The sequence below is a fragment of the Methanobrevibacter boviskoreani JH1 genome, assembly GCF_000320505.1.
GTDB classification, from domain to species: Archaea; Methanobacteriota; Methanobacteria; order Methanobacteriales; family Methanobacteriaceae; genus Methanarmilla; species Methanarmilla boviskoreani.
Genome location: NZ_BAGX02000011.1, coordinates 1 through 12,335, shown reverse-complemented (window position 1 = coordinate 12,335; position 12,335 = coordinate 1). Strand labels below are relative to the sequence as shown.

Sequence of the window (12,335 nt, the reverse complement as noted above, 5' to 3'; positions counted from 1 at the left end):
ATTAAATAATTATTTTATATTAAGTATATTTTATTAAAAAAAATTTTCTAATATATTTTTAAAATTAGGAATTATTAAAAAAAACCTAAAAAAAATATTCAAACATAATAAATATTAAGATTTAAAAAAAGTATTAAAATTGAATTTAGAATTAATTCCTTAAAAATCAATATATTTAAATATTATCCACCTATAATTAATATCAATAATTAAAAATAGATTAACGAGTGAAAAAATGCATTTAAAATCAAGGTCAAAACCGTATATTATTCCAGAATATAGTTTAACTGGAGATCTTTTATCATTTTTAACATGTAATCTTCAATATAGATATCAGAACAAAGGAACATTGCCACCTTCAATGCCTATCCAATTATGGTTTGGAGAGTTTATTCATGGTGTTATGGAAGAGGCATATCTTAAATGGGAAGAGGAGAAATTGGAATTCCCATGGCAATGGGATAAGGATATCAGACCTATTGAGGAAATGATAGATCAAAGATTACGTTCAAGGGGATTATTCCCACCATCAAAACAATATTGTCCTGAACACTTTCCCGAAGAAAAAATAGGAGTTTATGAATTTGGAGATAACCCCTATGCAAGAATAGCAAGTGCAAGGGCGGAAAGGTCCATAAACGTTTGGGGACCTTATCTTTTTCCTTTAATAGATTCCTCAGAAATACGACTTAAAGGTATTCGTGATATGCCCAATTATGATAAGAAACATAGCCGTTCAAACCATTACAGTGTCAATGGTGTAATTGATGTTTTAAGTTCATTTAAAATCAATAACTCCACCCAAAGAACAATTGATTCCTATCAAAATACCATTGTTCAATATTTACAAAATGATAAAAGTTTTAGAGAAACTTTAAAAAACAAGATAGATAATGAATATGAGGTAATCATTGACTATAAGGGTATGAGAAGGCCATCAACAGATAGTGAAACATATAAACAACATGAATGGCAAATTTTAACATATTCCTGGTTAAGAGAACAACAAAAAGATGCGAAACCCATAGCTGCGGGAATTGTATTCTATTTAAATGAACTAGTTCCTTCCATTATAGATTTAAAATTGATTAAGGAAGATATTGTAAATGGAAAAACAGATGTGAAGATTTCTAAAAAGGATAAAGAATCCCTATTGGAATGGGACGGTAATGAAAATTATTATCCTACATTATCTGATAAATTTAGGTTAGATAGATCCATTAGAATCATACCTATTAGAAAAGATAAAATTGAAAGTTCCCTTAAAGAATTTGATTCTGTAGTAAATCAGATTGAATCCTCACTAATTAAAGAACAAGAAGGTATAAAAATAGGGGATGCTTGGAAAGCTGAAGCAGAACAAAGAACATGTGACGCATGCGATTTTAAAACTATCTGTCAAAAAAATAAAGGAAATATTGAGAACTTTACAGTACCTTAATAATATTACTTTATTTTATCATTTTCCACCAAAAATTAATTGATTTCCTATTTGATTAATATTTCTAAATATAAAAAATTAAACTTCATATATCTCTTTTTAAAAAATAAGAATAAAAATAGAATTAAAATAGATTTACTATATAAAATAAGAATAAAAAAAGGTTTTAAATAAATTTAGATAATTAAAAGATGAGATTATTCATCTTTAACTTCAGCATCTACATCAACGACTTCAGATTCTTTATTTGCTTTTTGAGCTGCTTTTCTATCTCTTCTATCTTGTCTTACAGCCCTTGCATCCTCTTTTAAATCATCTTTTGCAGATTTAACATCATTTTTTAAATCTTTAGCTTCAGCTTTTGCTTTAGCTGTTTTATCCTTAATTGAATCTTTAGTCTCATCTTTTTTAACTTTGAGATCCTCGGTTTTATCCTTTAAAGCAATTTTTTGTTCTTCTTTATGTTTTTTCTCAAGTTCTTTAAGTTCTTCTTTTTGTTTTGCTCTTAATTCTTCTCTTTCTTTCAATTGTTGTCTCATTAATGAAATCTCTTTATCAATATCCTCTGATTCCTCATTTTCATTATCGATTTTTGCATCTGATTTATCAATTGCATCTTTTAAATAATCCTTAACTTCCGCCTGTTTTTTAGAGAGTTCATCTTCACCATTTTTAACTTCATCTAATTTTTCATTAGCATAATTTAAAGATTTATCCAAGATTTTATTAGTTTTCTCATCGGCAATATTGACCCATTTTTTACCTAATTCAATACCTAGTTCTTTAAATTCAGGATCATTATATTGTTTTACCCTTTCAATTCCATATTCTGCAGCAACTTTTGAAAGTTCAACACCCTTTTTTGCAGCTTTGTAAAATACCATCTTATCACCTTTATAATATGATTAATTAATTATTATTTTTATTTCTTAAATCTGATAATTCTTGAGCTTGTTTTTTCTTAAGTTCTTCCATCTCTTTAAGTTGTTTTTGCATTAATTTATGCTCATCATCTAGGACTACTTCATGATCTTGATTAGATTCTAGAATCATATCTGCCCTATCCAAGGCATTTTGCATTTCTTCCTTGGTTTCTAACTTTCTTTGAGAAAACTTGTCCATACCATTTTGAGATTCCTCAAGTTTAATATTAGCAACTTCTATAACCTTATCCATTGCTTGGTCTGCTTTTTGTTCCCCGACACGAGCCCATTTTATTCCAAGTTCCCTTGTCATTCTTCTCATTTCGGGATCATGTAATGATTTAGCCTTAGTGTAACTATATTTAGTTAAAGTCTTACCAAGTTCAACTCCCTTTTCAGCCTTATCAAGAATTCTCATTATATCACCTATAAGCATATAAAGTAATGATTAATTATTTAATTCTTTTATCATAAATACTTAGCTAATTTAATATATAAACTTATTGTTTTAAATAAAGAAATATCTACAGAATAAATAAAATGTTTAAATACTTGATTAAAAAATTGAAAAAATAGTTTAAGAGCAGATTATTAATTTAAAAAAGGAAAATTCATCTATTAAAATTATTAAATGATTAATTCCTTAAACTAAATTTAAAAAAGAAGTATTAAATTAAAAATATTCACCAATTATAAAAAAAGATAAATAGAAGATAAAAAAATGTAATTTTTTATTTAATATATAAATTAAATAAATTATTGATAAATTTCAATAATATTAAACTACAATGTCTAAATTAGACTATTTTTTATCTTTAAATCCAAATCCTAAAATTGCAAATATTGCAAGTATTAATGCAATAAATGGATAACCAGTATTATAACTAGTTTTAACATGATTTTTTACTGTAGAAGTATTATCATCAGAATCTATAATTTTAGAGCCATTATCATTGTTTACAGTATTATTTGTAATATTATTTGTAGTGTTTTTTCCTGTATTATTAGTATTATTTGTAATATTACTAAATACAGTAAAGTTACTTGAGTTAACTGATGGATAATAGTTGTTATCACCATTGTATTTAACATCAACAGTATAATTGCCAGCATCTAATCCAGAAACAGATAAAACACCAGAACCATTACTAATTCCAACACTATAATCAACACCATTAACAACAACAGTAACATTACCAGTAGCATCAGAAGGAACCGTAATATCAATAATCAAATCCTGTCCACGAGTAATGTTTTTAACTGTAACATTAACCATAGAATCAACCTTAGATACACTAAAACCGGTAGAAATTACTGATGGATAATAGTTGTTATCACCATTGTATTTAACATCAACAGTATAATTGCCAGCATCTAATCCAGAAACAGATAAAACACCAGAACCATTACTAATTCCAACACTATAATCAACACCATTAACAACAACAGTAACATTACCAGTAGCATCAGAAGGAACTTTAATATTTATAATTCCATCCTTACCATAGGAAATATTATCTGCAGAAACATCAACGGTGGAATTAACCATTGATATGGTAAAGTTTAAATAAACATTTTTAGGGTTATATCCAGGAGAATTATAAATTAAATGAGCAGTATAATTACCAGCATTTAATCCTTTAATTACAATATTGGATATACCGTTTTCAATATTTCCAGTATAAGCTTCACCATTTATCTCTGCTGAGACTGTACCGGTAGCATTTTCTGGAACTTGAACAATAACATTTACGTCCTCACCATAGCTAACATTGTCAACACTATATGAAACAACATCTATAACACCATAGTTATAGGTTATGTCTGTACCATTTCCATATACAACATCAATTGGATAGGAACCAAGTTCCATAGGTGCAATGTAAGACTTATTAAAGTAGATGTCATCAGGCGCAAAAGTAGCGCCATTTACTGTATAATTATAATCCCCTGCAACAATTTGATTACCATTATCATCATTAATTATTGTAATTAATTTAAGGTTTGTACCAGGGAAACAGGTATAGTTTGCTACATTAACAGTAATGGGACTTTTAATAGTTCCATTATTATAAATAAATTTACCGTTATCAATAGTATTTTTATTTAATGTTAAATTAGCGTTATTGAAAATTGTTGAATCAGATGGATCATGATTATTGCTGAATATTGAATTGCTGACTGTGTTATTTGAATAGACAAAGTATAAACCACTTCCATATTCATTTGCATGATTATTTGTAAAGTTACAGTTATCCACATTAATATTCAATCCATAAACAGTACCATTATCTGCCATATTATCAGCAAAATTGGAGTTTGTAATATTCGCACAGTTTGTATAGATTGCACCGCCTAAACTACCAGTATTATTTGTAAAGTTACAGTTTGAAATGGTGCTGATATTTGATGACCATATGGCACCGCCTAACTTATAACTGCCATTAAGACAAGAGTTATTACTAAAACTAGTATTATTGATTAGATTAATATAGGCTGAATATATAGCACCACCCATATATGTGGAGGATGAATTATTAAATATACAATTTAAGATAGAACTTATATTATCTGCAAATATTGCTCCACCAGGGGCATTTAAGGCAGTAGCATTATTAAATACTGAATCACTTATATTAGCAATAATACGGGAATATATTGCAGCCCCCATATAAGAAACTAAATTGTTAAAGGCAGTATTTGAAACAGAACCTATACTTTGTGAAAATATTGCTCCACCAGGATATTTGGATGACAAATTAGTAAAACTACAATCAACTACAGAATCAATTGAATTTACAGATACTGCCCCACCAGTACTATTTGATAATGTATTTAAAAATGTACAGTTATACAGTGATCCAATTTGACCTGAGTAAATCGCTCCACCAGGACCACCAGAGGACGTATTAATGAATTTTGTATTGTTTATAGAAGTTATATTTCCATTTACACTAATTGCTCCACCTGTAGATGAGGGATCAATATTAACAAAACTGCAATCATTTATAAGACCAATATTTCCAGCATTAATAGCTCCACCAGGACCGTAATTAAAAGTAATATTACTAAAAGTAACATTATCTAATAAACTGATATTGCCATAAACATTTATAGCACCACCGGAGGATGACCCATTAATATTGGTAAATGTAGTGTTAATTATTGAACCTATTTCATCACTTGCATATATAGCTCCACCTGGAGCAGTAGATCTAGTGTCATTAAATGTAGAATTAATAATTGCGCTGATATTACCAGTATAAATAGCACCACCAACAGAATTAGTTTTACAATTATTAAATACAGTATTGGTTATACTACCAATTTTAGAGTTATAATTGTAGATAGCACTACCTGGAGCAGTACAATTGATATCAACAAAAGTACAGTTATCTATAGAACTAATATTCGTATATGGACCATAAACAGCTCCTCCCATAAGTGAACTAATATTTTTAAAGTTAGAATCCTTTATAGAACCAATTATACCCGGTCTGGAATTATAAAGTATACCACCAGTACTTCCAGATCTAATATTCGTAAAATTACATCCTGCAATATCACCAAAGTTTCCAGAATAAGATATCATACCATAACTATTAGATGAGGAATTACTTATGGAACTATTAATTAATGAACTGATATTACCATTACAATAAATTGCGGCAGCAGGACCATATGATTTAAGTGAATCAAAAGTACAGTTAGTAATTGAACCAACATTTCCATTGTTATTATAAATAGCTCCACCTAAAGATGCAGAACAATTAACAAATGAATCATTGGTCAAATAACTTATATCACCATTATCTACATATACAGAACCGCCGTAATTATTTGCGGTATTATTTACAAACTTTGAATTGGTAATAGACCCAATGGAATTTGAATAAACAGCACCACCACAAACAGAGGCATTGTTGTTTGTAAAAACACAATTATCAACTGAGGCAATTGAATCATCTGAGTAAATAGCTCCACCATAAATTCCATTACAATTAGTGAAAACACAATTAATGAAAGCCACATTACCGGAACTGATATTGAATGCCCTTGCAATATTAGAACCATCAATAACATGATTGTTACCATTAATTGTAATTGAGGTATAAATATGTGTTCCATTTATATAATTCCCATCGGTAGATGGTGAATATTTGTAGTTCTTATCAAGATTAATAGTAGAACCTTCACTACTTGAATTAATAAGCGTATTTAAATCAGTAAAAGTACCATACTCGTTATCCTCTGATAAAATATTAGCATTGTCTGTTGAATTATAAGCCAATAGATTTGATGAGTTGGTTGATGAGAAATCACTAGCCGAAACAGAACCAATACATACAAAAATCAACAATATTATAAGCAATATGATATACAATCTTCTTTTCACATTTTCACCTCCCCTTATATTTTAAAAATGATTAATTGAAAAATAATCATCAATTAAAAGTTAATAAAAAATAATTATTTAAACATTTTCAATTTTTATACAATTTGCTAGAATAAATAGGAAGAATGAAAAAAATAAGAAAAAATAAAACAGAAATCTACTGGTTTTTAACAGATAAAAATAAATATAAATGTTTAAAGTTTTAAAAAAATTAATAAGAATAAAATTAAATAAAAACAAACATATTTAAATAAGTCATTTAAAAAATAAAAGATATTATCTTTGAAAAAATTAAGGGCAATTAGATAAAAAATATATTACAATAAAACTTAAATAAACAAATTAATATTAATGTTAGAATTAAATATCTCAATTATACAAAAAAGATTAAATTTAATATCACGATCAAATAAAATAGAAGGAAAATTGAAACTAAATATTATACAAAAAAGAATCAATGTTTTATAGAATTTTGAAAATTAATAAAATTAGAAAAATAAACTTAATAATAATAATAATAATTTTTTATATCCAAATTCTCTTTTACAAATTGATAGTCAGTATAATGATTAATGTTTACAAGTTCTAAGTCAAATTGCTCTTTAACCCCATAAAACTTAATTTGCCTATCAAATATTTCCCTTAAAATAGGATTTAAATTTGAGTCAGTATTTTCAAGATAAGGTATTAAAAGATTTTTTGAAGCTACAAATGGCATTCCTAATCCAATGGCATTGTCTAACGGACCACATTCTCTACGGCGTAAGAAGGAAATAGATTTTTCGCAATCCTCCCAATTAAAGAAAACATTAATCATGTTCTTATATGTTGTTGATGATATTGTAGGCTGGTCACCTGATACACATAATGCAAATTTCCCCTTAAGATGTGACAAACCATTGTATAATGATGTTGAGAGACCTACATCGTGAGGTTTATTTTCAACAATTTTTATCTTTGATAGATACTCCTCACTTAAAGAGTTAATTATTTCATCTTTATAATGACCAAGTACTAAAATACATTCACCTACTCCTGAGTTTAATACATTGTCTAATGTTAACTCAAGAATAGTTTTTTGAGTATTATTGACTTTAGTTAGTGGAAGTGTTAATTTATTTTTAATTGGTAAATCTAAACTCCTTAAATCACTACGCATTCTTGAATTTAAACCTGCACCGGTAACAACTGCACTGACCATATAATCAACCCATATTAATAAAAAAAATTATAAAAATAAACAAGATCTAATAATTTCCCTTAACATTCTCAAATAAAATCCTGTCTAAAGCATCCATCTAATTACTCCCCTTAACATTCTCAAATAAAATCTTGTTTAAAGCAGGTTTTGCATATTTAACACCTGCCTCACCAATTAACAAGATAATGTCATCGGATTCAGCAATTTTTAAACCTAACCTTAAACCCTCTTCTACCTGTTCTGGAGAGGAACCAATGGTACCGGTTTTATTAAATTTAGTCCGTGTTTTTATTTGTAATACATTGGTATCAATGTATCTAGCCATCTTACTAGATGGAGTAGAAACCGGTATTACAGTATCCACATCAGATAAAAGTTTTGCGATTGCCTCATCACCCTGACGGCCACTTTCAGATGAGATTGTATTAATCACAATTATATTATTAGATTCCGTTTTAAGTTTCAAGACAGTCTTTATAATAGTTTCAACACCTGCAGGATTATGGGCAAAGTCAATTATTATGGTAGGATCATCATTAATATATTCCAATCTACCAGGTACTCCCTTAAATGATTCAATAGCTTTAACTATACCGTTAATATCCAGACCTTGAACCCAAGCTGCACATGCCGCTGCAAGTGAATTATAAACATTATGAATACCGCTATGAGGCAATGTTATATCCCTTGCTTCATCGGCAAAATGTATTGTATATTTGGTCTTAGTGGTATTGCCCTCCTTAATAATTCTGATATTGGTAGCATATACATCCAATTCAGGATTTTTAAATCCGCATGAGCAATCGAATTCCCCTAAACTTCTAAGATAATTAACATCATACTTTAATTTTTTACCACATTTAGGACAGTCCCTATAATATTTGCCGTCAAATAATGGGTTTTCATCATCTTTAATTCCGAAGAAATAGAATTTTTTATCTGTAAACCGTGACTGTAAATCAACCAATATAGGATCATCACCATCCAATATCAAATTATCTGCAACCTCAATCATTTCCTTTTTACAGTTTATATAGTCTTCAAAAGTACCATTGTTTAAATGGTCATGGGTGATGTTAGTTATAATTGCAGTATTTACATGGGAATTAGTTGCGGAACGTTTGATCTCACCTTTTCTTCCAAAGGTTCCGATTTCCAAAACACTTATATCCCCATCCAAACGGGATTGTAACGCCGGAATAAATTCACTATTACCCTGTATACGAAGACCATGTGAAGGTACCTTATACCCGTTTACCTGGAAAATATGTTTTAAGGCATGGGTTGTAGTACTTTTACCATTGGTACCGGTAACAGCTATTACAGGTTTATCTGGTGCGAAGAATTCAAGAATTTCATCAATGGAATAAACTGGCAATTTGGATTTATTAAAGTTGTTTAATTTTGTGGTGAAATAATCATTCTTTAAAAGACTTGGCGCTACAAATATAGCGGATTTACCTTTAAATGAATCATCATCTAATTCTTCACCTAATCTAAGATGAATTCCTTCTTTTTTAAATATTGGGCTAAGATAAGACTCAGGGGCACTGTCAATAATTGTTACATCATAATCATGACATGCCAAGATTCTTGCAATTAAACTTCCAACTGTACCGCAGCCCCCTAGAACCACTACACCATTTTCTAAACTTTTAAAAAACTCTTCACTTTCCATTAAACTACAACCTTAATATTTTTTAACATATATGATAATCAATCTTTGATATATATTTAAAAAAATATGGATTATCAATTGATCCTCATACATTTTAATACATATTTAAAAAAAAAATATGTGATATTATTATAAATTTGATTTTCCTTAATTGATACCTATTGAAATATGTCATGATTAGAAATCATGACCGATTTTAAGGTGATTATAGTAACAATTCGATAAATATGAATAATATTAAATTATAAATTTAATTTTTTATTATTTCTATCCATTTAAGGGCAATGATAGTTTAAAAATTAAATTAAACTTTTATTATTTAATATTTTATTAATTTAAATATAAGTAATCTTTAAAAAATCACCAATTACATGCTAAATAATTCATTTAATTAAATCAATTAATATTTAAAATGTCACTAATTACAGACCTTACATAGCTCTTCAAGTCTTTCCTGAATTGTTATAATTATCTCCTGGCCATTACCCCCGATAAATATATAGTCCTCATGGGCAAACTCAGCAACATATTCAATTAGCTCATCAAGATTATGTGCGGTATAAACCTCACCATCATATTCCAATTGGTTAATTCTATCTAATGCCATGTTTATGGTATTTGCAAGACCGGGGAATAATACAATAACCTTGGGATCATGCTTTACAACCTCGTTTAAAATATCCAAACGATGCTGTTCATTAGGTCTAGGTGTTCCGATAAATGCGGCATAGAAATATTTCTCATCAAATATGGATTTTACAGCATCGGAATTATCCGTCTTTCCAACATAAATCTCTGAATCAAATAATTTATAAACTTTAAGTCTTCCCTCTACAGCTTCAAAATTTTCTAAAACCTTGTTGGATATGCTATCGGGAATTCCCATCTGATGTGCGACCTCAGTTGCTAGACCAGCATTCAATTTATTAAACTTACCAATAACCTTAAGGTTTAAATCAGACTCTTTAAATCTAGAAACATGACTTGCAGACTTTTCAAACTTATCGGCATATTCCTGATTCTCATTAATAACTATATGTTTATGCTTGAATATGGTGCATAATTCCTCAGCATAGTTATCCATACTTTTATGTACATCCATATGGTCATTACCCATATTAGTAAGTGCAATTAAATCAAAGTTAAAACAATATTGGCAGAAGCTCAAGGTCATATCACATACTTCAACAAGAATCACATCATAATCCCCCTCTTCTGCTTCTAAAATGATATCATAATATCCATTAAATCCACCACCTGCATTTCCCCCAACTAAAACCTTTTTACCACTTGCCTCTAAAATCTCCTTAATCATATAGACGGAGGTAGTTTTTCCATTGGTTCCAGTTACACCAATGGTGAATATTTTTCTGTGTTTATCCAGAACATCCTGCAATAATTTACCAGACAATTTAAATTGATTTGCAAACTTACTATTCCACATACTAGGACTTAAAACAATAGCATCAGAATCATTAATTTCATTAATATTATTAGTACCTAGATCAACTATAAGATTATCTGCAATTATTGATATTTGTTCAGTGTTATCAGTTTTAACATTAATATCAGTTATAGGCATGTTAAACTCTTTAAGATCTATATCAGTTTCTAAATCTGATGCATATACAGACCATCCATGATCTAATAGTGATTTTGAAGCTTTTTTACCTTCAACTCCAAGTCCAATTACTGCTGCTCTCATTTTAAAATTTCCCTTTTCCTAAATACTTTATTTTATAAATTAAAAAACTAATTTAAATAAATCATATAATATGTTTAATAAATAAACATTCCTACACAATTATTATAAATTAATTTTTTAACAATTTTTTGAATATATTTTTATATTCATAACTTTATATAATTTTATATATGATTTTTTATTTATTGATTATATTGTTTAAAAATAAAAATCAATATTTATTTTAATAATTATATAAACCATTAAAGTGTTTATGATAATGATTCGTTTACTTTAAAAAATTTTAGTAGGTTAATGATATGTTTGAAGAAGATAACGATGATAGAATATATAATCTCTTGATTACCAGGGGATCAGGTTATGAGAATGATTATGCCCAGTTTACAGAAAAATTATATTCAAAAACCGATTTTCTATGGAAGGAATCTGTTGCAGCATCCTACCACCATATGCCTGAAAGCTTTTTCAGCAAGATAGATGTTATTATCATTCTTTCAGGCATCTATGAAAAAGATAAGGAGAATATAGATGATATTGTTAAAGCAGCACAATTATTTAATATCCCAATAGTACTTGTAAGACCTTATGGACTTGAGGAAGTTCCTGAAAATCTAGAAAAAGTAGCTACAGCCCTTGTTGGATGGAACGCAAATTGTATTGTAGATACAATCCGCGGTGCTGTCAATGGAGACTATGATATTTAAGTTAAATCTAATTTAAAATCATAATTTCATCAAAAAATTTATAATGTTTTATTAAGGATTCTCCAAAATATTATTTTATTAGTTTATAAAAAAATTATTTGCTTATACCTTTAAAAGATTCTATTGACATAATTTTTTAAAACTTAATCCACTTATTTTTATAGATTAAATACAAAACTACACTTATTTTAAATAATACACCTTTAAAATGAGATTTATTAAAAAGAAACTTAAAATCACTAACTTTTATCAGATAAAATATAAAACTACACTTATTTTTAATAATA

At 28.2% G+C, this 12,335-nt stretch carries 8 protein-coding genes; 2 read left to right on the top strand and 6 right to left on the bottom strand.

From position 1 onward, the window contains the following. Positions 1-235: 235 nt before the first annotated feature. The gene (locus ON24_RS02640) at positions 236-1,441 is read left to right on the top strand and encodes a PD-(D/E)XK nuclease family protein (RefSeq protein ID WP_040681857.1); all 1,206 of its coding nucleotides are present in this window, start codon (positions 236-238) and stop codon (positions 1,439-1,441) included. A 197-nt stretch (positions 1,442-1,638) separates the two neighbouring features. On the opposite strand, the gene ON24_RS02635 is transcribed toward ON24_RS02640, so the two are convergent. From ON24_RS02635 to ON24_RS02610, 6 genes are all read right to left on the bottom strand, one after another. Beyond that, positions 1,639-2,325: a hypothetical protein gene (locus ON24_RS02635; protein WP_040681856.1), complete on the bottom strand. Its 687-nt coding sequence runs from the start codon at positions 2,323-2,325 to the stop codon at positions 1,639-1,641. A gap of 25 nt (positions 2,326-2,350) precedes the next feature. After that, a complete protein-coding gene (locus ON24_RS02630; RefSeq protein ID WP_040681855.1) occupies positions 2,351-2,782 on the bottom strand; it encodes a hypothetical protein in 432 nt (143 codons plus the stop codon). A gap of 384 nt (positions 2,783-3,166) precedes the next feature. After that, the gene (locus tag ON24_RS02625; RefSeq protein ID WP_040681854.1) at positions 3,167-6,760 is read right to left on the bottom strand and encodes a beta strand repeat-containing protein; all 3,594 of its coding nucleotides are present in this window, start codon (positions 6,758-6,760) and stop codon (positions 3,167-3,169) included. 502 nt (positions 6,761-7,262) lie between these two features. Next, positions 7,263-7,961, bottom strand: a complete 699-nt coding sequence (locus tag ON24_RS02620) for a nucleotidyltransferase family protein (protein WP_040681853.1) — start codon at positions 7,959-7,961, stop codon at positions 7,263-7,265. Between the two features lie 97 nt (positions 7,962-8,058). Beyond that, positions 8,059-9,639, bottom strand: coding sequence for a Mur ligase family protein (locus ON24_RS02615; RefSeq protein ID WP_040681852.1), 1,581 nt, complete (start codon positions 9,637-9,639; stop codon positions 8,059-8,061). A 418-nt stretch (positions 9,640-10,057) separates the two neighbouring features. Beyond that, positions 10,058-11,344, bottom strand: a complete 1,287-nt coding sequence (locus ON24_RS02610; RefSeq protein ID WP_040681851.1) for a Mur ligase family protein — start codon at positions 11,342-11,344, stop codon at positions 10,058-10,060. A gap of 299 nt (positions 11,345-11,643) precedes the next feature. On the opposite strand from ON24_RS02610, the gene ON24_RS02605 reads away from it, so the two are divergent. Further along, the gene (locus ON24_RS02605; RefSeq protein ID WP_040681850.1) at positions 11,644-12,048 is read left to right on the top strand and encodes a hypothetical protein; all 405 of its coding nucleotides are present in this window, start codon (positions 11,644-11,646) and stop codon (positions 12,046-12,048) included. The last annotated feature ends 287 nt before the right edge of the window (positions 12,049-12,335 follow it).

What these genes read in the sequence shown, in the direction of transcription:
- ON24_RS02635 (WP_040681856.1), bottom strand. Translation starts at nt 2,325, where the DNA reads ATGGTATTTTACAAAGCTGCAAAAAAGGGTGTTGAACTTTCAAAAGTT.
- ON24_RS02605 (WP_040681850.1), top strand. Translation starts at nt 11,644, where the DNA reads ATGTTTGAAGAAGATAACGATGATAGAATATATAATCTCTTGATTACC.
- ON24_RS02615 (WP_040681852.1), bottom strand. Translation starts at nt 9,639, where the DNA reads ATGGAAAGTGAAGAGTTTTTTAAAAGTTTAGAAAATGGTGTAGTGGTT.
- ON24_RS02620 (WP_040681853.1), bottom strand. Translation starts at nt 7,961, where the DNA reads ATGGTCAGTGCAGTTGTTACCGGTGCAGGTTTAAATTCAAGAATGCGT.
- ON24_RS02610 (WP_040681851.1), bottom strand. Translation starts at nt 11,344, where the DNA reads ATGAGAGCAGCAGTAATTGGACTTGGAGTTGAAGGTAAAAAAGCTTCA.
- ON24_RS02640 (WP_040681857.1), top strand. Translation starts at nt 236, where the DNA reads ATGCATTTAAAATCAAGGTCAAAACCGTATATTATTCCAGAATATAGT.
- ON24_RS02630 (WP_040681855.1), bottom strand. Translation starts at nt 2,782, where the DNA reads ATGAGAATTCTTGATAAGGCTGAAAAGGGAGTTGAACTTGGTAAGACT.